Source organism: Armatimonadota bacterium (assembly GCA_029907255.1).
Classification (GTDB): domain Bacteria; phylum Armatimonadota; class UBA5829; order DTJY01; family DTJY01; genus JAIMAU01.
The window spans coordinates 107,774-130,507 of sequence record JARYMF010000004.1 but is presented as its reverse complement, the minus strand read 5'-3'; the positions used below and the strand labels follow the sequence as shown (position 1 = coordinate 130,507).

The 22,734-nt window shown below is 48.5% G+C and carries 18 protein-coding genes; 2 read left to right on the top strand and 16 right to left on the bottom strand.

Annotation, left to right across the window (positions count from 1 at the left end; all coding sequences use genetic code 11):
• Window positions 1-66: 66 nt before the first annotated feature.
• From QHH26_04555 to QHH26_04525, 7 genes are all read right to left on the bottom strand, one after another.
• The gene (locus tag QHH26_04555; protein MDH7481236.1) at window positions 67-1,281 is read right to left on the bottom strand and encodes an ABC transporter permease; all 1,215 of its coding nucleotides are present in this window, start codon (window positions 1,279-1,281) and stop codon (window positions 67-69) included.
• Entirely contained in the window at window positions 1,278-2,003 is a 726-nt protein-coding gene (locus tag QHH26_04550) for an ABC transporter ATP-binding protein (protein ID MDH7481235.1), read from the bottom strand. Before QHH26_04550 ends, QHH26_04555 begins: the two co-directional genes overlap by 4 nt.
• 14 nt (window positions 2,004-2,017) lie before the next feature.
• The gene (locus QHH26_04545; GenBank protein MDH7481234.1) at window positions 2,018-3,706 is read right to left on the bottom strand and encodes an efflux RND transporter periplasmic adaptor subunit; all 1,689 of its coding nucleotides are present in this window, start codon (window positions 3,704-3,706) and stop codon (window positions 2,018-2,020) included.
• 1 nt (window position 3,707) lies between these two features.
• A complete protein-coding gene (locus QHH26_04540) occupies window positions 3,708-5,018 on the bottom strand; it encodes a TolC family protein (GenBank protein ID MDH7481233.1) in 1,311 nt (436 codons plus the stop codon).
• Between the two features lie 65 nt (window positions 5,019-5,083).
• Window positions 5,084-5,503 carry a MarR family transcriptional regulator gene (locus tag QHH26_04535; GenBank protein ID MDH7481232.1) on the bottom strand — a complete coding sequence of 140 codons (420 nt, stop codon included), beginning with the start codon at window positions 5,501-5,503 and terminating at the stop codon, window positions 5,084-5,086.
• A gap of 244 nt (window positions 5,504-5,747) precedes the next feature.
• On the bottom strand, window positions 5,748-7,478 hold the full coding sequence (locus tag QHH26_04530; GenBank protein ID MDH7481231.1) for an Rne/Rng family ribonuclease: 1,731 nt from the start codon (window positions 7,476-7,478) through the stop codon (window positions 5,748-5,750).
• Between the two features lie 6 nt (window positions 7,479-7,484).
• On the bottom strand, window positions 7,485-10,010 hold the full coding sequence (locus tag QHH26_04525; GenBank protein MDH7481230.1) for a TIGR03960 family B12-binding radical SAM protein: 2,526 nt from the start codon (window positions 10,008-10,010) through the stop codon (window positions 7,485-7,487).
• 240 nt (window positions 10,011-10,250) lie between these two features.
• Between QHH26_04525 and QHH26_04520 the strand changes: the two genes are divergently transcribed.
• Together QHH26_04520 and QHH26_04515 are read left to right on the top strand one after the other, a co-directional pair.
• On the top strand, window positions 10,251-11,426 hold the full coding sequence (locus QHH26_04520) for a family 10 glycosylhydrolase (GenBank protein MDH7481229.1): 1,176 nt from the start codon (window positions 10,251-10,253) through the stop codon (window positions 11,424-11,426).
• A complete protein-coding gene (locus QHH26_04515; GenBank protein ID MDH7481228.1) occupies window positions 11,423-12,544 on the top strand; it encodes a serine hydrolase domain-containing protein in 1,122 nt (373 codons plus the stop codon). The genes QHH26_04520 and QHH26_04515 overlap by 4 nt, the downstream gene beginning before the upstream one ends.
• Here the strand turns inward: QHH26_04515 and dnaN are convergent, their stop codons facing one another.
• The 9 genes from dnaN to larC all read right to left on the bottom strand — a co-directional run bounded on the left by dnaN (window position 12,545) and on the right by larC (window position 22,724).
• Window positions 12,545-13,645: a DNA polymerase III subunit beta gene (gene dnaN / locus QHH26_04510; protein MDH7481227.1), complete on the bottom strand. Its 1,101-nt coding sequence runs from the start codon at window positions 13,643-13,645 to the stop codon at window positions 12,545-12,547.
• A 296-nt stretch (window positions 13,646-13,941) separates the two neighbouring features.
• A complete protein-coding gene (locus QHH26_04505; GenBank protein MDH7481226.1) occupies window positions 13,942-14,775 on the bottom strand; it encodes an FAD/NAD(P)-binding protein in 834 nt (277 codons plus the stop codon).
• A gap of 47 nt (window positions 14,776-14,822) precedes the next feature.
• Window positions 14,823-15,851, bottom strand: coding sequence for a 4Fe-4S dicluster domain-containing protein (locus QHH26_04500; GenBank protein ID MDH7481225.1), 1,029 nt, complete (start codon window positions 15,849-15,851; stop codon window positions 14,823-14,825).
• A gap of 31 nt (window positions 15,852-15,882) precedes the next feature.
• Window positions 15,883-16,818 (bottom strand): 4Fe-4S dicluster domain-containing protein, encoded by a 936-nt coding sequence (locus QHH26_04495; protein ID MDH7481224.1) that lies wholly within the window; start codon window positions 16,816-16,818, stop codon window positions 15,883-15,885.
• Window positions 16,819-16,842: 24 nt separating this feature from the next.
• Window positions 16,843-17,301 carry a hydrogenase iron-sulfur subunit gene (locus QHH26_04490; protein ID MDH7481223.1) on the bottom strand — a complete coding sequence of 153 codons (459 nt, stop codon included), beginning with the start codon at window positions 17,299-17,301 and terminating at the stop codon, window positions 16,843-16,845.
• Window positions 17,302-17,369: 68 nt separating this feature from the next.
• The gene (locus QHH26_04485; protein ID MDH7481222.1) at window positions 17,370-19,355 is read right to left on the bottom strand and encodes a CoB--CoM heterodisulfide reductase iron-sulfur subunit A family protein; all 1,986 of its coding nucleotides are present in this window, start codon (window positions 19,353-19,355) and stop codon (window positions 17,370-17,372) included.
• Between the two features lies 1 nt (window position 19,356).
• Window positions 19,357-20,223 (bottom strand): CoB--CoM heterodisulfide reductase iron-sulfur subunit B family protein, encoded by an 867-nt coding sequence (locus QHH26_04480; GenBank protein MDH7481221.1) that lies wholly within the window; start codon window positions 20,221-20,223, stop codon window positions 19,357-19,359.
• Between the two features lie 50 nt (window positions 20,224-20,273).
• Window positions 20,274-20,837, bottom strand: coding sequence for a 4Fe-4S dicluster domain-containing protein (locus tag QHH26_04475; protein MDH7481220.1), 564 nt, complete (start codon window positions 20,835-20,837; stop codon window positions 20,274-20,276).
• Between the two features lie 696 nt (window positions 20,838-21,533).
• Entirely contained in the window at window positions 21,534-22,724 is a 1,191-nt protein-coding gene (gene larC / locus QHH26_04470) for a nickel pincer cofactor biosynthesis protein LarC (protein MDH7481219.1), read from the bottom strand.
• Window positions 22,725-22,734 lie beyond the last annotated feature (10 nt).

The following is a 22,734-nucleotide window of genomic DNA, read 5'->3' as shown; positions in this document are numbered from 1 at the left end:
CCTCTCCTTTCTTAGGTTGGATGTCTGATTTGCGTTGGCGTTTAAGTTGTCTAACAACTTACTTAGCTATTCATATCTCAATGCATCTATCGGCTTAAGCGAAGATGCTTTTTGTGCAGGGTAGATGCCAAAAAATATCCCTACTGCGGCTGAGAATCCAAATGCTAGTATAATTGAAGGCATAGAAATCAGTGTATCCCAGCCTGCCATTTTCCCAAGTAACTTTGCTCCTCCTATTCCAGCTAGAATGCCTATGAACCCTCCGAAAACTGAAAGAACCATGGATTCTATGAGGAATTGGAGGAGAATATCACGTCCCTTTGCCCCCACAGCTTTACGAATTCCGATCTCGCGAGTACGTTCTGTAACTGAAACAAGCATTATGTTCATTATGCCGATGCCGCCCACCAGAAGGGATACTGCAGCTATACCTGCAAGAAGCATAGTAAACGTGCGGCTTGTTTGTTCGGCGGTTTCCAAAAATTCGGCTTGGTTGCGAATCATAAAGTCCGATTCGCTAGCGGGCCCAATCTTATGTCTTTTTCTTAGGAGTTCTTCTATTTGGGTAGAAGCCTCTGTCATCCTATCTAAACTTTTCGCCTGGACACTGATTGACCTGATATAATCAACTCCGAAAACGCGCTTCATTGCGGTCGTCAAGGGAATGAATATAACATCATCCTGGTCCATCCAGCCTCCCGTGCCTTTTGCTGCGGTAATGCCGATTATCTTGAAGTTTATACCGTTTATTCGCACTATCTTATTCAAAGCCGAGTTTTGCCCGAACAGGTTGTAAGCAGCTGTGGGGCCAATGACGCCGACCCTTCGCATTGAGCGTAAATCCTTTTCGGTGAAAAATCGCCCTTTTTCTAATCTGTAGTTACGGATAGATGGGTAATCTGGGGTTGTGCCGATAATGGAGGTCATGGTATTCATGTTCTTGTATTTTACCTGGGCTTGCATTCGAAGTTCGGGTGCTACCTTGTCAACGGCTGGGCAGCTTTTTTCAATTGCAAGAGCGTCATCATAGGTAAGCGTTTGCACGGAGCCCATGCCGGCTCTAACCATACCGAACCTAGCTTGCCCGGATATCACCGTTAGGACGTTGGTACCCATGGATTGAATCATGCTCATGGTTCTCTGGCGCGCACCTTGGCCGATTGCAATCATTGCGATGACAGCGGCTACGCCGATAATCACCCCGAGCATTGTCAATCCTGAGCGCACTTTATTTGCTGACAGTCCATCGAGCGCAACCTTTATGCTTTCTGAAAGGTTCATTCCTCTACCTCCGGAGGCATTGAGGCAAGTATCTCTCGAGCGTCACGCTGCTTGTCAACTTTTTCGTCGCTCACTATCCTGCCATCTCTGAACTTAATTATTCTTTTTGTATGCATAGCGACATCTAGCTCGTGCGTAACAATTAAAACGGTTTTGCCCTCTCGGTTGAGTTCTTGCAAAATCGCTAATATCTCTTCTCCTGTGCGAGTGTCGAGGTTCCCTGTGGGTTCATCGCCAAGAATAATCGCTGGGTTGTTGACCAATGCACGTGCGATTGCCACTCTTTGCTGCTGCCCACCGGAAAGTTCGTTTGGTTTATGGTTGGCACGGTCTCTTAAGCCAACGCGTTCAAGCGCCCGAAGTGCGCGTTCACGCCTGTCACGGGTGCCGTTATAAAGCAGAGGTAGCTCAACTTGGTTAACCGCAGGCATTCTGGGAAGCAAGTTAAACGATTGAAATACGAAGCCAATCCGTGTATTTCGAATATTGGCAAGTTCGTCGCTTGTCAGGCGGCTGACGTCGGCTCCGTCCAAATAATACGAACCGCTATCCGGAGTGTCCAGGCAGCCTATTATATTCATAAATGTAGATTTGCCTGAGCCCGACGGCCCCATTATTGCCACGAACTCGCCGGTCTCGACCTTGAGTGAGATTCCACGGAGGGCATGTACACAAGTGTTGCCCAACCGATAGTCTTTGCTGAGATTGCTTACTTCTATCATATCGGTAACCTTGTTTAGCGCAGTCGTCCTCCACCGAAACCCATTGGCCCTCCAAACCTGCTTCTGCTTCCTACTCCTGTCTGCTGAGCAGTTGCCTGTCGTTCGATTATGGAGGTCACGACTTCTTCGCCTTCCTTTAACCCGGAGACAATTTCGGTTAATTCATCGCCGGCTATGCCTATTTCAACCTTGCGCTCGATTTGTTTTCCATTTTTAATGACGGTGACAGTGTACTTACCATCTTGGTCTTTCACAGCTTCTGTTGGAACAACTAGTACGTTCTCTTTTCGCTCGACTATGAACTCACAAGTAGCATTCATGCCGGGCTTTAGGCGTGCGTCGGGGTTTTCTATCTCAACGGTCACCGGTATGGTGGTTACATTTTGCTCTACTACAGTCTGAGGGTCTATCTTTGTCACCTTTCCCTCAAACAGTTCATCAGGGTAGGCATCAAGAGTTATGTCTACTGTTTGTCCTACCTCTACTTGGGCGATATCGGTTTCATCAACCGAGGCTAGCACAAACATTCGGCTGCAATCGCCAAGCTGAACTATGCTCGTGCCCTGACCTGTTCCTGCGAACGAAGAACGTCCAGAGGTTATAATCGTGCCCACCTCGACGTATTTTTTCAAGATGATGCCATCCCTTGGTGCTCTTATTACCGTATAGTCGAGTTGGGTCTGGGCATTCTTAACCTGTGCCTTGCTTCGAATGACTTGGGCTTCGGCGGCACGGATATCACCCGCCCTTATGGGAACTTGGCGCTGGTTTGCCTTTGCCGCGGCAAGAGCTGCTTCCGCTTGTTTAAGTGCAGAGCGTGCTGCTATAACTTCCTTTCGTCTGATTTCATCTTGAATTGCACTTGCCTTTGCATTCTCCAGGGCCGCATGGGCTTGCTCCACTCGTGCCTCAGCGGCTTTCAATTCGGCATCATATTCTTCCTTGAGGGTATTCATTCGCTCGCTTGCTGAATCGAACTGTGCTTTTGCGGTTTCATATTCGAGCCTTGCGGATTCGAGCTGATTTTGAGAAATGAACCCTTTTGAATATAGTTTTTCCTGGCGGTCCAGATTGCGCTTAGCTTTGTCTAGCGACGCTTTAGCTTGGTCGTAAGATGCTTTGGCTTGGGCAGTGCCTTGGGGGATACCAGCCGCTTTCAATTGCCGCAGCGACTCCACTGCGGACTTGTAGTTTGCTTCGGCTTGCTGAATGGCAGATTTGGTAATGGCAGGTTGAGCTTTTGCCTGTGCTTCCGCCTGTGCTAGCCGCGCCTTCGCTGCTAGGTATGCCTCCTCAGCCTGTTTGATTTGCGATGAGTTTTGTTCTATTTGTAGGAGCAAGGATTCTCTTGACTGTGAAAGGCGGGCTTTTGCGGCGGCGAGGTCGGCTTCGGCTTGGTCTAGGGCAGTAAGGCTGTCGGTTGGGTCAATCTTAGCTATCAGTTGACCTTTGCGCACGAAGCTGCCGACATCAACAGCTAGAACGTCTACGCGGCCGGCTGCATTTGATTTTACATCAACTGTCGTTAGCGGCTGCAAAACGCCACTGGCGGAAACCGAGCTAACGACCGTGCCCCTTTCCACTCGCGCAGTTTCGATTATTGGTTTGTTCGCCTGGGCGGCTCGAATCTTTCCAACCACAACCCAGGTGACAATCAACAACATTGCCAATCCTACAATGGTTATTTTTGAACGACGCTTCACTCTAATAACTCCTTTTCCCCATAGCTTTTTCGAGTTGCGCATGCGCAATGTAGCAGTCATAAAGAGCCTGAGCATTGCTGGCTAAGGCATCCGCATAGGAAATCTGAGCGCTTACTATTTCAAGCGGAATGGCAAGGCCTTGGTTGTATTTTTCACGTGCTACTTCAAGATTTGTACGTGCGAGTTCGACGTTGGCTTTGCTTGCTGCCAGCCGCTCGAGAGCGTTGGTTAGGTTGAGGTGTGCCTCCTCAACCTCGGTTGTAATATCTTTATTTAACTGTTCATAGGCAAGCTTTAGAGATTCGACTCTTGCCTTGTAGGTTTCCACTGCGGCCCTTGCTGCGCCGCCATCGAATACGTTCAAACTTAATCGGGCCCCGATAGACCATTGACTGTCATATCCGCTGCCAGCCAGTCCGCGGTCATAGTTTAAGTTTGCGCTTGGAACAGGCAAAAGCTGCTGTTTTGCAAGCGAGAGCGCCGCCTTAGCTGAATCTATTTGTGCGTTCGAGCGTGCTACCTCTGGGCGGTCTTTGAGTGCACGTGCCAGACATTCTTCCAGTGGTGGGATGTTGAAATCGGGCGCCTCAACTTCTGCCAATTGAAGCTCGGGGCCTTTTCCTAAACCCATAACATTTCTGAGGATGTTAGCGGCAATTCGTGCGTTATTATCCGCTTGGAGCTTGCTCAGCTTTGCGTTTGCGACCTGTACCTCCACTGGATACAAATCTACTCGTGCGGCATCTCCGGCTTCAATCCTAGCTTGAATCATCTCTCGCTGTTGTTCTGCTTCCTTGACCGATTGGTTGGCAATGTCTGCAAGTCGTTTGGTTAGCAGGGCGGTGAAGTATGCTTGTGTAACTGCAAGCACCCGTTCTTGTTTCGCCATTTCCATCTCGGCCTTGGCAATTTGTTCTTGAGCGAGCGCTTGCCGTACTGCGGTTCGGGTGCGTCCGCCGTCGAAGAACGTTTGGGTGATACTGAGCGTTGTTTGGTTGTTTGTAAATGTGCCTACGCGCCTCAATCCCGTGCCTACTTGGCCGCCCTCATATCCCGATTTTGAGTAATCAGTGCCTAAGGTAATGTCGGGTAGATATCCTGCTTTAGCCTGCTTTAACCCCGCTTTGCTTGCTTCTACGTCCTTTTCGGCCGTCAAGACGCTACTGTGGTTCTGCAAGGCTATGTTTATACATTCTTTAAGCGTTAAAGGTCTATCTAGCGGTATGGTTTCGGAATGATTCGCGGCATTCAAGGTCGCTTGGCCGGCAGTAAATAGTAGAATAATTGGACAAACAATTCTAAAGAACCTCATATGCAAAGTTGCCTTTCCAAAGTGCATTCTTCCCAAGTTATAGAAGATGGAGATATCGCCTGATATTAGACGCTTTTTTTCTTTACTTCGTCTACAACGAGTCGCAGCATCTCCATAGCTTGGATAATGGTGGTCTGCTCCTCAGGCGAGAGTTTGCTCAGCAGTTCGGCTATTCGCTTTTGCGCTCCGCGTGCGGCAGAGTCGAACGCCGCCTTACCATTATGTGTAAGCCTCAACGCAATGCGCCGACGGTCATCAGATGAGTTTTCTCGCGTTACATATTTTCGTGCGACAAGTCCATCCACCATCCTAGACATGGTTGGCAATGTAAGGCCAGTGTGCTCAGCTAAATCGGAGAGCGAGGCACCTTCATGATGCCGCAGATAGGCAAGGACGCGGAATTGGGGCACCGACAATTCCGCAGGCTTGCGCTTGCGAATTTCAGAGCGTATCAGGCGCATAACTTGGGGAATTATGTCTAGCACTAGGCCTGCGCAATGATAATGGTTAGTTTGCTTTTCTAATAATTGCATATTCTAAGTATATTTTTTGCGGTGGCGTTTGTCAACGTGAAGGTGGCGAAATTTTGGAAAAATAATCATTTGTGGAGTGGGATTACGAGGCATAGCGTAGTTTGAGCAGGTGTGGTTTTGGGATTATTATAAAAAGCCCAGGGATTTTGCCCTGGGCTTTTTGAATGCCAGTTGCTAAACAATATTGGACTTCACTCTAGGATTGGGATTTCTCCAAGTCGCTGCTATGCGCGGTCTTGACCGTGCCTACGACTTCTCCTTCTCCGTATGACCTGCCAATGGATGTAAGGCGTGCTTTTACTCTCTGGCCAATGTATTTTCCGCCATTTACGAGATCGAGCATGTACCCGTCTGCCCATGCTGCTGACCTTGGGAGGCTGATAAATGGATTTCTTACTACCTCACACTCTAAAATTTCCGAGCGCTTGAAGGGGAGCACTTGGCTTTCTATCTCGTGGACGTCGCTGGCTACAATCTCATATTTCTCGATGTGAAGGTTTTCATTTGCTCGGACATAAACCGGACGACCGATACGCTGTTCAATAGACTGGATTGTCTCGCCACGCGCTCCTATGAGATAAGCTGCCACCTCAGGGTGAACGGTTACTAAGAAAGCCTCCTCATCTTCATGGACAGCACGATCTCTGAGCTCGCGTTCAACTTGAATGCTTACGGATTCAGGCGATAGAATTTCTCCTCGGCCCTGGCAGTAAGGACATGGTTCGTTTACAAGTTCAGAGATCGTTTCTCCTGTGCGCTTTCGTGTCATTTCAACTAGTCCCAGCGGGCTTATGTGAGAAATCTTCGTGCGTGTTCTGTCTTTCTTTAGCGCTTTTTCTAAACTTTGAACCACGTGATTTCGGTCACGCGCGCTCGCCATGTCGATAAAGTCAATGATGATGATGCCGCCGATATCGCGCAGTCTTATCTGCCTTGCAATCTCAGCGGCGGCTTCGAGATTCGTCTTCAGAATCGTATCTGACAAGCTGGTGCTGCCGATAAACTTTCCAGTGTTGACGTCGATTGTTGTAAGCGCTTCGGTTTCGTCAATTGTTATGTGCCCGCCAGATTTTAGCCAAACTTTGCGCTTTAAAAGGCGTTCAATTTCGTTCTCGATGCTGAAGTGCTCGAATATTGGTTCCGGTTCATCGTAAAGTTGGAGCCTTGACTTCAATCTAGGCGAAATTAGCTGAATCCATTCGAGGCACTTTTCATATTCCACAGGAGAGTCTATGAACATCCTTTGGACATCGGAGCTGAAGACGTCTCTAATTGTTTTGTAAATCAAGCTCAAATCCTGATGAATCAAGCCGGGGGCAGGTGTAACTTTTGCTTTTTCTTGGATTTGTCCCCACATTCGAAGGAGGAATTCCAAATCGTTTTGCAGTTCCCTTTCACCCCTGCCTTCAGCTTCGGTTCGCACGATTATGCCAAAGCCCATAGGCCTGATTTTTTCAGCAATTTTCTTTAATCTTTCTCGTTCGGCGGTATCATCTATCTTTCGAGAAATGCCGATATTATCTGCCTCGGGCATCAAAACTAGGTAGCGACCGGGCAGCGATATGCGCGTTGAGACTCTTGCTCCTTTCGTGCCGCGAGGGCCTTTGACTACTTGGACTAGGACCTCCTGGCCAACTTTGAGAAGATCTTTTATGCTTACCCATTTCTCGGCCTCTTTCTTTGCCATTGGGAATTCTTCTCCGGCTTCAGGAAGGACGTCGCCCGCATAGAGAAAAGCGTTGCGCTCAAGGCCTATATCAACGAACGCTGCATCCATGCCAGGCAGGACGTTTGCTACCTTAGCTTTGTATATACTTCCAGAAACTTGTTCTTCGCGTTCGATGTGGAGCTCGACGAGTTTGCCACCATCAATGAGTGCTACTCGCGTTTCGCGTGAGTCCACGTTAACAATAATCTCCTTAGCCACTGTTTTTCACCTCCTTTCGTCTTCGGTTGTTTGTTTTATCCTGTGAATGCGTTTTGCTTCTAGGCCGGGGAAGAAAAGCCGAGCCGCTTCCAAGAAGTCACGCGGGCCTGCTCCCCCCGAACCGTTGGTTTTAAGTGTGACTTCGAACTCGATAAGTTTTTGTGAACATTCTATCACATTCGCGGAAAGTATGTATGGACGTATATCTATCTCTTTACTCTTATTGGCTCGAATGCGAGAAATTCTAAGTTCTGGGCAAGAGAGCATTTTTTCAAGCAATTTTTTTGCTACGGCCGAGTCTAAAGCTTCCTGGCATTCGGCAGCGATTCGAAATACGGAAACATTTAGCCCGGTCAGCAGGGACTTTGCTTCCTTTTGCACTTGTTCTACCGATAGTATTCGCAGTCCTGGGGGAAGCTGGGAGTTCAGCTTCTCCTGGATTTCCTTAACTGACTCTGGGCAGGTGAGTTCAATAATGATTCTTTCGTCGTCGCTGGTAGTGCCGACGCCTATTGCGGTTCCAAATGACATTCTAGGGCGTGGGTTAAATCCAGCTGTGTAAGCTAAATGAATTCTCGCTCTCCGCAAAGCTTTCTCGAAGGTTCTGAGCATGTCGAGATGCCCTAGATATTTGACGTCTTCGCCCTTACGTAGTTGGAGCATAACAAGATGGCGGGACGGCTGTGCTTGTTGAGAAATTGTTGGTTGCTGCCTGCCGTCTGTCATTTGAAGTTTGGCGTTTGGCAGTTCATCATGCTCTTGTTTCGTGTTTTTCGAGACAGGACATCCCCCGCTGATTAGGGCCACTCCGCACCCAGCACAGCCTTCCTCGCGGCAATCGGGTGTGACAATTCCTCTGTTGGCACGCTTATCTTCGTTGATTAGGAATTGCTTGCTAATCCCGCAGTCAATGTGATCCCAAGGAAGCGGCTCGGCATAGTCCCTAGGCCGATTCGCATAAGATGCAGGGGTTATGCCAGCAGCAGAGAATGCGCTTAGCCACTTTTCATAGTCAAAATACTCATCCCAGGCGTCAAACTTGCATCCGTTTTTCCACGCATGGTAGATGGCTTCCCCAACTTTCCTGTCACCTCGTGAAAGCACTCCCTCAAGAGCACTGATTCGGGCGTCGTGCCAACTAAGTTGAATGGCTTTATCTTTAATTGCACTTCGGAGAAGCGACTGCTTCCGTTGTAGCTCTTCGATCGTATCTTGCGGCCGCCACTGAAATGGCGTGTGGGGTTTCGGCACGAAGGATGAGACGCTCACATTTACTGTCGGTCGAATTCCCATCTTTTTGGCGACTTGGGAAACCTTCTCGGCTAGCTGTGCAATTCCTAGAACGTCTTCATCGGTTTCTGTAGGAAGGCCTATCATAAAATATAGCTTGATGGTTCGCCAGCCATACCTAAAAGCTGCCTCCACAGCGCTGAGAAGATCTTCCGCTGTAACGTTCTTGTTGATTACATCCCTAAGCCGTTGCGTGCCTGCCTCTGGTGCGAGCGTTAATCCCGACTTCCGCACCTTCTGAATCTCCGATGCCAGCTCGACGCACGAAGCATCGGCTCTAATTGAAGGAAGTGAGACTCCAATTTTCTCGGGTTCGTACTTTTCGATTAGTTTATGAACTAAATCTTCGATGCCGGTGTAGTCTGCAGTAGATAGCGACAGCAGACCTATTTCGTCGTAGCCGGCGTGGGCATTCAAACGCTCTGTCAGCTTGAGGATTCTTTCTTGGGACCGCTCTCTAACAGGCCGGTAGATCATCCCAGCTTGGCAGAACCGACAGCCACGAGAGCATCCGCGCATAACCTCGATTGGCAGGCGGTCGTGCACTGTTTCGATGAATGGAATTATGGGACGCTCAAGATACTCTGCGGTATCAAGATCTTTAACAAGCCGCTTTCTGACCGGGTGTTGTCCGAGAGCTGGCACGTATACACCAGGAATTTCTGCAAGCTTCTCAAGCAGTGCTTTTCTGCTGAGTGAGCGATTAAGCTTGAATACTTCGACTAGCTCGTGGACGATTTCCTCTCCCTCTCCGATTACGAAAGCATCCACAAAATCCGCCATAGGTTCGGGATTATACACGCAGCATCCACCTGCGATTATCAAAGGGTGGCTTTCGTTTCGCTCTGCAGAGCGAATTGGTATTCCAATTAGGTCAAGCATATTTAACACATTGGTATATGTGAGCTCATAGCTGAGCGAGAAACCGATGATATCGAATTCACGCGCCGTCGTATGGCTTTCTAGGGTAAATAGAGGAAGCCTGCATCTTCTCATTTCCGCTTCCATATCAGGCCAGGGTGCAAATATGCGCTCGGCAGCAGTATCGAGCCTCCGGTTTAGGATCTCATATATTATCCTTAAACCGAGGTTCGACATCCCTATTTCGTAGACATCGGGAAAGGCTAGCGCAAATTTAACGTCCACGCTGTTTAAGTCTTTAATTACAGCGTTAAATTCGCCGCCAATATATCTTGCAGGTTTTGCTACTTTCGATAACACATTATCCAGCAGTTCGAGCATGTCTCATCAGCGCCTGGGGAGCAGGCAAGAAAAAAGCTGGCGCCCCCGATATTTCGGGAGGCCAGCACGCACAGGATTGCTCCGGTTTTTAAATACTACCATAAAATAATGGAAATGTCAATTCTAATTGATTGACATGGCATCTTTTGGAAAGTAAAATATCTGGAGAGACATCGGCCGTTGGCTAGAAGACAAGGCGGTGTTTAGGTATTGAGATTTATGATTATTTTGGCGGTCGTAATGATCGCGGTACTACAAGCGGAGGTAGCAGCTTTGGGTAGCGACGCTAAAAACGCCAGGGCGGAAGCCAGGGCAATATGGGTAGTTCGGTTTGACACGACTTCGCCGGAAAAGATTCGCAATGCAGTTTCCTATGCAAAGAAAAACAACATTAATGTACTAATTGTGCAGGTTAGGGGTCGAGGGGACGCATTCTACAAGTCTCGCTATGAGCCCCGAGCGGAAGCTCTTGAGGGGCAACCTGAGGATTTTGACCCGCTTCAAATGTACATTGAGGAATGCCGCAAAGCTGGCATTCAAATTCATGCTTGGTTGAATACTCACTACACTTGGAGCTCGAGTACGCCGCCAAAATCGCCGGAACACATCGTAAACAAGCATCCTGAGTGGTTGATGAGAAATGCGGAAAATAAGATTACGCTTGGGCCTGCTGGACAAGCTGAGGGGGCATACACTTGCCCAAGCAACCCAGAAGTCAAAGAGCATATACGCAACTGCTTTCTCGATGTGGTAGAAAACTACGACGTAGATGGCATCAATTTTGACTATGTGCGCTATCCGAGTGGGGATTATTGCTACTGCGACGGTTGTCTAAGCCGGTTCAAAGAATGGATGGACAAGGAACTTCCCCCTGATAAGATTGAGGCGCTCTCCGCGATGAAGGATAGATTGGCATATGTGCAGGCGTTCCCAAAGAAGTGGGATGATTTCAGGCGCAAGCAAATCACTGACTTAGTTGGCCAAATTTATCGTAGGGCACACGAGATTAAGCCTAATATTATAGTCTCCGCTGATGTATTTCCCGATTACGATGATGCATTCAACAACCGCTTCCAAGATTGGAAACTTTGGGTGAAGATGGGCATAATGGATCTACTTTGCCCAATGAACTACACGCCGAATTTCGACAGCTGGGTTAAATACGCAAAAGATGCTGTGGAAAATGCTAGCGGTCGGCACGTATATTTGGGCATTGGCGCATGGCAGACGGATGTTGAGGGGTCAATCCAAAGAATATTGAAAGCTAGGGAACTTGGTGCACAGGGAGTTAGCTTTTTCGCTTACAGCTCGGTTACAAAGGACGGCACGGACGACGAATATCTTGCGAAGATTAAAGAGACGGTTTACCAGGAACCTGCGCAAGTTCCAGTAATGGAATGGCTTACACAAAAATGACTTTAGATTTTGCTAATCCTGCTGATATTGGCCTTGATACACAGAGATTGGAAGCTGCTAAGGAGCTGCTTTTTCGGGGGCTTGAAAACGGTGAGTATACTTGCGCCGTATGGCTTGTTGCGCGGCATGGAAAAGTTGCAGTGTGGGAGGCAATAGGGCGTCTGGGTGATGAAGAAAGTGACCCACCTGCTAGACCTGACTCCATTTTCGATATGGCATCAGTGACTAAGCCAGTCGCCACTGCTACCTCTTTGATGATACTTGTGGAACGCGGAGCACTGCATTTAAACCAGCCGGTCACTGACTTCTTCCCGAACAGAAAGCTCCCGCACCTTTCGGGTGTTACCGTCAAACATCTGGCGACTCATACCTCGGGTCTACCGGCATGGTGTGATCTTTTTTCGGAGGACGGGACGCGTGAGGGAGCGATTGAACGGCTTCTGCAAACCCCACTTGAAAACCAGCCTGGGAAGAAGCATGTCTATAGTTGTTTGGGCTATATCACTCTGGGTTTGGTAATAGAGCAGGCGGCGGGTATGCCTTTGGAGGAGTTTGCTCGCAAAAATATTTTTGAGCCCCTGGGAATGGTAGATAGCTGTTTTAATCCGCCAGCTGAAAAGTCGGGTCGTATTGCTCGGACTGCAAATAGTCGGGGACGTGATCGAGTCCTTTGCGGCGAAGTCCACGATGAGAACGCACATGCGATGCAGGGTAACAGTGGGAATGCGGGGCTGTTTTCAACGGCTCCTGATATCGCCACTTATGCCCAGATGCTCATCAACGGTGGTTCGGTTCGACAATCGGACAAGCAGGAAGAGGTAAGGATACTATGCCCTCTGAGTGTGCGGAAGATGTTGACTAGTCAAATTAGCCCCGAAATTGGTGGGCAGTCAATTGGATTCTTTACGCCGCCGAACGAGATGACTCCATGCGGAGATTTGTTTTCTGAGCGTTGCGCAGGGCATACAGGATTCACAGGAACGTCGCTCCTGATAGATCCAGAATATGATATGTTTGTTATCCTTCTAACGAATAGGGTCTATAAGAAGCGTGAGGCACCTGACTTTCTGCGTCGAAGGCGCTTGTTCCATAATATCGTCGCCTCGGCAGTTCGATGATTACATTATCTGCATCGGCATGACAACATAGATATAATCTTCCTTGCCCACCTGTCGTAAGAGGCCTGGTTCAAGCGACCCATTTAGCTCAAAGCTGACACCTTCGGTATCGAGCGCACTAAGGAAATCTATTAGATACTTCGCATTAAAAGCAATTTCTATATCATCGCCTTCTTTCACAATTTCGATTTCCTCGTATGCTCTTCCCACGTCGCCGCTTTCTGCTGTGACCATTAGCCTGTCGCCTTCCGTCTTGAGAATCACGCGGTTGGCGTTCTCGCGGGCTACTATGGATGCACGGCGTATGCGGCTGAGGAGACCCTCTGCTTGCATGGTAAGTTTTCTTTGGCACGCCGTTGGTATAACTCGTTCGTAATTCGGAAACTGCCCTTCTATAAGCCTGGATACCATAGTGACATCGCCAACTGTGAACTTAATTTGGTTCTCTGAGATGGCAACCTTCACTGGAGTGTCTTCTTCCCCAAGCATTCGGCCAAGCTCGTTTAGCGCACGGCCAGGAACAATACAGCTTGTTTCCCCTTTTGCATTTGCCACTGGTGATGTGCGAATTGCCAGTCTATGACTGTCAGTGGCGGCTAGACGAATTTCATCTCCCTTGAGCACAAGCAGAACGCCGGTCAATATTGCTCGTGATTCATCAGGCGAGACGGCGAATATTGTTTGTTTTATCATGTTGCGCAGGGCAACTTGTGTAATCTCAAAGCTTTGGTCGTCAGGCACGTCAGGAAGGGCGGGAAATTCCTCAGGCGGAAGGCCCAATATTGTGTAGTCGGATTTTTCGCATTTCAGATTTACTGAGTTATTTTCGTCAACAGATACAACCACATCCAAGTCGGGCAGGGTAGCGAGAACTTCCGCCAGCACTCTTGCGGGGACCGTGAGGGCTCCTTCTGTTTCGATGGTGGCTGGAATGACAGATTGCATACCAAGTTCGAGGTCAAAAGCAACGAGCCGCAGGTTGCCATCCTCGCTTTTAATCAAAACATTGTTTAAGATTGGGAGCGCACTACGCCCAGCTATTGCCCTGCTTACTGTCTGAACACCTTCGTAGAAGTCCTTTCTGGCGCAAATTGCTTTCATGCGTTTCCCTCCGCGTGAAGATTGCTTTAAAATGGCCCAACCGCCTCTTTTACGGCCACAAGCCACATCAGTATATCACAAGTATATCGAGGAGGCAATACTAAGTTTCTGTGTTACCGCTAGCCAGTTGAATGGTGCAGTGTTGTTTGAATGTTGCTGCTTGGCAATTGGGATACTATGCCGGCGTTGGCACGTGGTGAAGCATTCTATCAGCGTTTGGTTTTTGGTGGGTTTTAGGAAAAAAGCCTTCGGCAGGCCGAAGGCTTTGGAGCGCGGATAATTGCATTGCTGCCTAATTAGTACTCGGGCGGGAGCTCTTTCAATTGAGCATAAGAAAACACTGGCCCGTCAACGCAAACATATTTAGGGCCGATATTGCATCGTCCGCACTTGCCAATGCCGCATTTCATCTTCATCTCGAGCGTCGTCCAGATTTGATTGTCTTCAAACCCAAGTTCTTTGAGGTTTTGCAAAGTGAATTTAATCATAATCGGTGGCCCACAAGTTATGGCAATGGCATTCTTCGGAGATGGCTTAAGGTCCATGACATATGCTGGCACAAAACCGACATTCTTGTTCCACCCTTCCTCTTCCTTGTCAATTGTAAGGAAGAGTTCGGTATTAGGTGAATTCTGCCATTCGTCAAACTCGTATGTGAAGCAAAGGTCGCCCGATGATCTTGCGCCATAAATAATGTTTACTTTGCCGTAATCTTTGCGGTTGTCGAGGCAAAAATTCAGGAGCGAACGGAGGGGAGCCATACCAATCCCACCCCCAATAAACCAAAGGTCTTTGCCCTTGAACTCCTCATATGGGAACCAATTGCCAAGCGGCGCACGGATGCCGATGGTTGCTCCCTCATCAATTTCATGGAGTGCAGAGGTTACGCTCCCAATTTTCTTTACTGAAAACTCGACGAACCCCTTTCGTGTGGGCGATGAGGTTAGGCAAAATGGCGCCTCGCCGACTCCAAAAACAGAAATCTCCTGGAATTGGCCGGGCTCATAGGTAAAGCTCTCACGGAGCTCTTCGTCCTTAAAGACCGCCCGAAAAGTTTTGGTATCCCAGGTCTCGGTGATTATCTTTTCAATTGTCGCCAGTTTTGGAATATAAGGGTTTTCGATTCTCATCGTTCCTTTTTCGACGTTTGAAGCTGTAGTTTCGATATTTGGTGTTGTCATTTTGCTACCGCCGTCTTTTCAAGCTCTTCCAATACCTTCCGAATGTCAATGTTCACAGGGCAAGCGGCAATACATCGGCCGCATCCTACGCAGCCGAGCATGCAATACCGCTCTTGCGAGTACTTGAATTTGTGAAAAACACGCTGTCTAGTTCGTTCTTTCCTTGTCTCCCTGGGGTTATGACCGGATGCCATTAGCGTAAACTTTTCAAACTGGCATGTGTCCCAGCAGCGGTACCTGCTGCCTTTTTTCAATTTTGGATGCTCTTGTATGTCGAAGCAGTGGCATGTTGGGCATAAAAATGCGCATGCACCGCAGCTTAGGCATTTCTTCGCAAGCTCTATCCATACTGGGTGGTCCCAGTCGTATGAAAGGCATGCTGTTTCATGCTCTGCGCGCTTCGGCAGTCGCTCAAGTGCCTTTCGGCGTATTTCTTCATTTGCTGCCTTGTCATTTTCATCTGCTGGTCGAAAGTTTCCAAGTCCAATAAGCTCTTCTCCCTTGGGTGTTAGAGGTTCTGCATAGTACCTGTTGCCTAAATCAGTAAGATATACATCCATTGCAACGGGATTTGTAAGGAAATCACCGACCTCGGTGCAGAAACAGCTCCATGCTGGTTTATCGCAGAACAAGCCAACAAGGTAGGTTTTCTCACGCCGCATAAAGTATGCGGTGTCTATAGGTTCGACATTGGAGTATACTGCGTCAACATAGAGTAGCGCAGCTGCGTCGCAAGCCCTTGCACCAAAAATCACGCGGTGTCTTTCTTCATTTTCTGGAGGAATAACTTCCGCTGATAAATCTTCGAGCTTGTAGTCGAAGAGCGTCTCGGTTGGAGGCGTAAAGTGCTCACGGAGGGACTTCGCGGGTCCTACCATTCCCTCGATTGCCATTTCAGAGAGCCCCGACACCGGCCGGAACACCACTACGCCGTCTTCAGTTACCGGAGCAATGACTTCGTATTGCTTAACCAGTGCGTCAATCCATGCGGCAAGATCTTGTTTTAATATGACTTTAGCTTCCACAGCTTACTCCTCAAAAGTGCAGGCTTTGTAATTATTCCGAGCATGGGTCTGGGTCTTTTTTCAAATCGAACGTTCCAAGGGTCGGCGGTGCTTCAGGATTGGTTCCTGCTTCCTCGCCGAACATCTCGCGGACTTCTTTGCGCATCTTCTGATTGAGGCGCATAAGGGGTATCCCCATTGGGCAGACGCGTTCGCACTCGCCGCATGCAATGCATCGACCTGCGGTATGCATTGCTCGCGAGAAATGGAAGAACCAATTCGACTCGACATCTGTTGACCTCAGAACCCAAAGCTGGCAGGGTTTATCGGTAAAGCATTCTTTGCAATAGCAGCCCGGACAGACAGAACGGCAGGCATAGCACCTAATGCATCGGGCGAACTGCCTTGCCCAGTATGCGCGGCGTTCTTCGGGCAGCATTTTCTCTAACTCTTCTATGTCAGCGTACTTGCTTCGGATTGGATGTCTCTCAATCGGCTCGCCGAACTTTTCATCTGCTATTGGTGATTCGGCAAGCTCACAGGACAGGCATTTGCTGGCAAATGCTTTCTCTGATGGAATAATTGTTTCACCAGCGTTTGTTTTTATTGCGATGCCATTCTGGTGCCATTCGACCGACTTCACGTCTGCAAGGTCGATTTCCGCCAAAGCGTCTAAGTTTAGCACGCCTGGACATGACATCGCGAGAATAACTACGTCGTCTCGCTCAATCTGATTCTCTCGAATCAACTCGATAATTGACCGGGCATCGCAGGGCTTGACGACAATTGCGGCCTTGCCTTGCCTGCATGCATCTCTTAGGTATACGGTGAGATTATTCACGCATGTTGGATTCCATATGAGTTTATGAGCATCTTCGGGCTTTTCAATAAAAATCGGTGTGCTCTTGAACGGAGCACTTCCCTGCCCATAGCCGATGACTACTTTTACCTCACCGCTTTCCAGAAGCTCTTTTGCTTTTTGTCTCAATTGCTCTTCCATAATCACCAAAACCTATCTGGCTCCCACTCCCTTGAACGGTCCTGCTTTGCGTACCTGTTCGGTGAATTGCTCTACGACTTCGGCGAACTTTTGACCTTCTGCGGCCGAAATCCAGTCAAAGTGAAACCTCTCGGGTTCTATGCCCATGTATTCCAACATCTGCTTAAGCAGCATAATTCGTCGTCGGGCGAAATAGTTGCCTTTTGAGTAATGGCAGTCGCCTGGATGGCATCCCGAAACGAGGACGCCATCAAACCCACGTTCGAATGCTTTAATGATAAGCTGGGGGTTCACACGACCTGAGCAAGGAACGCGCACGACGCGGATGTTTGGCGGGTACTTTAGTCGGCTAGAACCTGCTAGGTCTGCCCCGGCGTATGTACACCAATTGCACAAGAAACCGATTATTCGCGGCTCCCATATTTCCTTTTCTTGTTGTGTTTCCTCAGCTTTGAGGTTGTTGGTTTTCACTTCTGTCGTCACTTAACTTGTCCCCCACGATTCATCCGAAATTTCAGCGCCACAGCCCAAATCCTGATTTACTCTTCTATATATGCTAGAGCGTCTACCTCTGCTAGTAACTGGTTGTCCTTGAATCCTCTCAGCTGGAGCGATGCCGACCGGCAAGCTGCCACACACGTCCCGCATCCGTGGCAAAGGCCTTCGTTTACAGAAGCGACGACCTTTAGCGGGTTGCCCTGTTTATCGTAGATTGTCTTGGGTTCGATGGCATTAAATGGGCAGACTTCCTTGCAAATTAGGCAGCCTACGCATGTGTCCTCGTTAACTTCGGCCACTGTTGGCTCTGACAGGAGGTAATCCTTTGAGAAAAGCCCTATTACTTTCGAGGCGGCTCCTGAGGCTTGTGCTACGGAGTCTGGGATGTCCTTAGGGTACTGGCATGCGCCCGCCAAGAATATACCGGATGTCAAGACTTCGACGGGGCGAAGCTTTGGATGTGCCTCGCTGAACCAGTTGTACTCGTCAGTTGAGATGCCAAGTTTTCGTGCAAGTTCTTTTGCATCTAACTGCGGCTCCATTGCCGCAGCAAGAACTACGAGGTCGGCTTCAATTTCAACTGGCTTGCCAAGCAGTGTGTCTGCCCCGCGGACGATTAGCTTTCCGTCGCCAGTTTCAAATATTCTTGAAACGCGGCCCCGAATATAGGTTGCTCCATATTTTTCGATTGCTCGACGAACAAACTCTTCGTATCCTTTGCCATTAGCGCGGATATCCATGTAGAAAACGTATGCTTGGGCGTTGGGATACTTTTCTTTCAGAAGGAGAGCATGCTTTGCGTTGTACATGCAACAGACTTTTGAGCAGTATGGGTAACCGTGCTCATCGTCGCGCGAACCAACGCAGGAAAGAAAAACTACTTTTTCTGGTGCTTTGTGGTCAGACGGCCTAACTAGCTTGCCTTCTGTCGGGCCTGATGCGTTAATCAACCGTTCAAATTGAAGGCTTGAAATGACATCCGGGTACTTCCCATAGCCGTAGTTTCCGTAGGCAGAGTGGTCCCATAGTTTGAAGCCGGTAGCAACTACGATTGCGCCAAATTTCTCGGTAATTATTTCATCTTGTTGGTCATAGGCGATGGCGCCGGAAGGGCAGAGCTTCTCGCATGCCCTGCACTTACCCTCGGTAAACCAGCGGCACTTCTCGCGGTCAATGACCGGTACATTCGGCACTGCCTGCGGGAATGGGACGTATATCGCTCGTCTCTGTCCGAGCCCTTCGTCGAACTCAGAGGGAAGCTTAACTGGACACTTTTCGTAGCAGATGCCGCATCCAGTGCATTTTGTCATGTCTACGCTTCGTGCTCTTTTTCGGATTTTAACTTCAAAATTGCCGACAAAGCCTGAGACCTCTTCGATTTCCGAGTAAGTAAGGATTCTGATATTTGGATGGGATGCACAGTCAACCATTTTGGGCGTCAGTATGCAAGCGGCGCAGTCGAGCGTAGGGAACGTCTTGTCGTACTGCGCCATACGACCGCCTATGCTCGGCGTCCGCTCAACGAGCGTAACCTTGTGCCCGGCATCAGCAATGTCAAGCGCCGCTTGAATGCCTGCTACTCCTCCACCGATAACGAGGGCGTGCTTTGTGATTGGAATTTTTTGCTCGAAGAGCGGTTCGTTTCTCGCCGCCTTCGCTACAGCCATGGCTGTAAGGTCAATCGCTTTTTTAGTAGCGGCCTCCTTGTCGTCGTGCACCCATGAGCATTGCTCGCGGATGTTCGCCATTTCTAGCATATATGGGTTTAACCCTGCCTCGCTTATACACCGCTGAAATGTTGGCTCGTGAAGCCGTGGCGAACATGATGCGACAACAACTTTATCAAGCCTGTGCTCCTTGATTGCTTCTTTGATTAGGTTTTGGCCTGGTTCTGAGCACATATATTTGTAATGTGTGGCGTAGACAACCGAGTGCATCTTCGACGCTGCTTCGGCTACCTTCTCCACATCTACTGTCTTAGCTATGTTTGATCCACACCAGCAGACGAAAACTCCTACTCGTGCCATTTTAACCTCTCACACCGGTGGTCAGAACTTGCTCGGGGCTAACCATTAACTTGTCTAAGCCGAGCGATGCACCAGGAAGCCCGAATGCTATCCCCATTAACTGCGTGAAGTAGAACGCAGGAAGCCCGTATTTCTCGCCATATGCTTTCTCCACGTCAGACTGCCGAAGGTCTAGGTTCGACTGGCAGAGAGGGCATGCTGTCGCCAGACAATTTGCCCCTGCGCGCTTTGCCATTGAGAGGATATCATGCGTTAGCTTCAAGACAACCTCAGTCTTTGAGATCGAAAGGCCTGCGCCACAACACTCTGTCTTATAGGGCCAATTTACCACTTCAGCTCCCAGGGCAGTAATTAGATTGTCGAGCGACTGTGGGTCTTCTGGGTCATCAAATTCCGTCGTTTCTGGCGGCCTAACTAAAAGACAACCATAGTATGGTGCAACCTTTAGATTCTCCAACGGACGCTTTACGTGTTCGCGGATGGTTTCGGTGCCGATTTCGTTAATGACAGCCAAAAGTGGAAGGACTTTTATTTTGCCCGAGTATGGCATCCCGATTAAGTCGCTCATTCGTGCTAGGAGCTCTGGATTTTCGTTGACTGCGACGTTTGAGGATTTCATTCGGTTGAAACATGCTGCACATGGTGCAATTACATCGAGGCCCATTGTCTCGGCGATTGCTAAGTTGCGAAGGGGTAGTGCAATGCTTAAATCGCGGTTTAGGGCATGTGCCGAAGTTGCACCACAACAGTTCCAATCTGGTATTTCTACTAACTCTATTCCGAGCTGCTTGCATACAGCTAGGGTCGAGAGATTATAATCTCTTGCAGTCGAATGCAGCGAACAGCCCGGGTAATACGCATATCTCATCTTTATAATACTCCTGCTGCTATAAAAGTATTAAGCAGTCGAAAATAAGCTTATTTTCCAAAAGTTTTGTTGAATATCTTCTTTATATCACTTCGTCCTTTCAGGAACTCTGGGATAAGTGCCAATTTTCCTTTTAGGAACATCCGTGCGCCAAGAAGTAAGTCCGAAAACAGTTTTCCGCTCCTTAACTTGTATTCAGCGAGCATAGTAATCTCGTGCACCCTGCCCATGCGCTCTACGGAGTCCAGGAAGGTTTTGTGGAATGTGCTGATAGATGGCTCGCTGGGTTTGATTTTCCTTGCAACTGCTGTCTCGCGCAGAGCGTCCATTACTTTTGCAAGCTCAATCCCGCGCGGACAGCGCGTTGTGCAAGTCTCACAACCAACGCAAAGCCATATCATCCTAGACCTGAGGACAGGTTCTTCTAGCCCAACCTGAACCATTCGAGTAACTTGATTCGGCATAATATCAGCAGTGAAGGCTACCGGGCATCCGGCAGTGCATTCTCCACACTGGTAGCACGAAATCACCGGCTGGCCGCTCAGCGCGGTTATCTCGTCGCAGAATTTCTTCTCGCCTGTGAGACGTATTCTATCCTCGGCAATAGCTTGCAATTCTAACCTCCGAAAAACTTGGGGAGCTCAGGATTTATTGGAGCCTAAACCCCTATCCAAATTGCCGTTCCAAAGCCAATCATGTGCTTCAGCTTTTGGAATTACTCTGCAGGAAAACACCAACTCTGTGTAGTAAAAGCTACACCTTTAGGACACGATGGGGGCTATAGATACAGGGTTAAAACATTTTTTGTTCGCCTGGCAACCAACTTATTTAGCGCCCCCGGTGTCTATTTTGCAAGGTAGTTGGTGCCCAACAGATTCGACATACTTAATCTTTATAACCTGTTTTGATTGAACGATACATTATAACGTTTTCACGGATGTATTTGCAAGCAACAGGCGTTGCTGACTTTTTATCCGCCGCCAATCTAATTTTAGTGAGTTAACCTTAAAAGAATCGTAAGCCTAAATAAAAAGTTATTTAAGTTCGAGTGAGTTTTAGTGCAGAGGCTTGGGCAATTTTGCCATTATGAGAAGCGACAATGGAGTTTGGGGAGAGAGGCATGAGGATGATTTACCTAGGCTGAGAGGGGGTGTTTGGGGATTATTCTTTTGAGACCACGGCTCGTCTTCCGAATACATTGCTTATTATTGGAAATATATTTCCAACATTGCTTGTGTTAAGACTCGCTTCCTCAGTTGCAATGCCAAAAATGTGTGATTTTTTGCCTTTGGTTATGGGCGAAGTTATTGTTATTTGGGAAGCTCCCTTTTAGTCTTTGCTCGGTAGGCAGCTATGGCTTCATCATACACCTGTCGCACTGGAACTGAATGTGCCTCCGCAGCTTTTCGGCAGTCTTCGTATTCGGGTGAGGCTACAATCTCGGTGTCGTCAATCATGCCGACCTTAATGCGAATGTCGCCGAATCGTGTTGTTGCTGTCTCCCACTTCCTATTGAGGCATCGTCGCTTGGCATCCGAAATTCGAATGCCAAATGTTGTTGTCTCTGCTAGCATAACTTGTGCCACAATGTCTTTCCTATCGGTCGGGCAAATTGCGCTGAGTAAGGTTCCGGGGCGGCTTTTTTTCATGATGATTGGCGTTAGAAATACATCGAGCGCTCCTGCTTGGAACAGCCTTTCAAAAATAAGCTCATAAAACTCGGGGTTCATATCGTCAATATTTGTTTCTATAATCGAGACATAGTCTGTAGGAGAAAGCGCTTCTTGCGAAGTATTGCCTATTAGCACACGCAACACATTTGGGAATTGGAACTCAGCTTTGCCCGCCCCATACCCTATGGATTGAATGCTCATAGAAGGCATGCCGCCAAATTCGGACGCAAACGTGGAGATTAAAGCGGCTCCTGTGGGTGTAACTAGCTCTCCCTCGATGCCGGCATCATATATTGGTATGTTTTTTACTAGCTCGACAGTTGCGGGAGCGGGCAGTGGTATTCTGCCATGTGCAACTTCGACAAAGCCGCGACCCATCGGAAGCGGAGATGCGATGACTTTCTCGATGCCAAGGAGCTCGATTAGAATACAAGCGCTGACTATGTCTACTATTGCGTCGATTGCTCCGACTTCGTGGAAATGCACTTCCTCAGGACTCGTGCCGTGAACTAATGCCTCAGCTTCAGCCAACCGCCTAAAAATAGCCAAAGCTTTCTCTTTGACTGATTCTGAGAGGCCGCTTGATATTATGATGTCGGAAATGTCTTTTAGCCTGCGGTGGTGATGGTCTTCGGATGTCAATACTTCGACGTTTGTTGCCCGAATGCCTTTTTTATTTATTTTTGAAATTTTGAGTTCAAACTCAATTTCGGGGAGCTTAGCAAGCTCCTGTCGGAACTCTGCCTCATTGGCACCGCAGTCGAGCAAGGCTCCAAGCGTCATGTCGCCGCTAATTCCGGCAAAACAGTCAAAATAGGCAATTCGCATGAGGCTTCTC

Excerpts from the sequence above, each read along its gene's own strand:
- QHH26_04520 (MDH7481229.1), top strand. The coding sequence starts at position 10,251 with ATGATCGCGGTACTACAAGCGGAGGTAGCAGCTTTGGGTAGCGACGCT.
- QHH26_04525 (MDH7481230.1), bottom strand. The coding sequence starts at position 10,010 with ATGCTCGAACTGCTGGATAATGTGTTATCGAAAGTAGCAAAACCTGCA.
- larC (MDH7481219.1), bottom strand. The coding sequence starts at position 22,724 with ATGCGAATTGCCTATTTTGACTGTTTTGCCGGAATTAGCGGCGACATG.
- QHH26_04485 (MDH7481222.1), bottom strand. The coding sequence starts at position 19,355 with ATGGCACGAGTAGGAGTTTTCGTCTGCTGGTGTGGATCAAACATAGCT.
- QHH26_04540 (MDH7481233.1), bottom strand. The coding sequence starts at position 5,018 with ATGAGGTTCTTTAGAATTGTTTGTCCAATTATTCTACTATTTACTGCC.
- QHH26_04480 (MDH7481221.1), bottom strand. The coding sequence starts at position 20,223 with ATGAGATATGCGTATTACCCGGGCTGTTCGCTGCATTCGACTGCAAGA.
- QHH26_04515 (MDH7481228.1), top strand. The coding sequence starts at position 11,423 with ATGACTTTAGATTTTGCTAATCCTGCTGATATTGGCCTTGATACACAG.
- QHH26_04550 (MDH7481235.1), bottom strand. The coding sequence starts at position 2,003 with ATGATAGAAGTAAGCAATCTCAGCAAAGACTATCGGTTGGGCAACACT.
- dnaN (MDH7481227.1), bottom strand. The coding sequence starts at position 13,645 with ATGAAAGCAATTTGCGCCAGAAAGGACTTCTACGAAGGTGTTCAGACA.
- QHH26_04505 (MDH7481226.1), bottom strand. The coding sequence starts at position 14,775 with ATGAGAATCGAAAACCCTTATATTCCAAAACTGGCGACAATTGAAAAG.
- QHH26_04555 (MDH7481236.1), bottom strand. The coding sequence starts at position 1,281 with ATGAACCTTTCAGAAAGCATAAAGGTTGCGCTCGATGGACTGTCAGCA.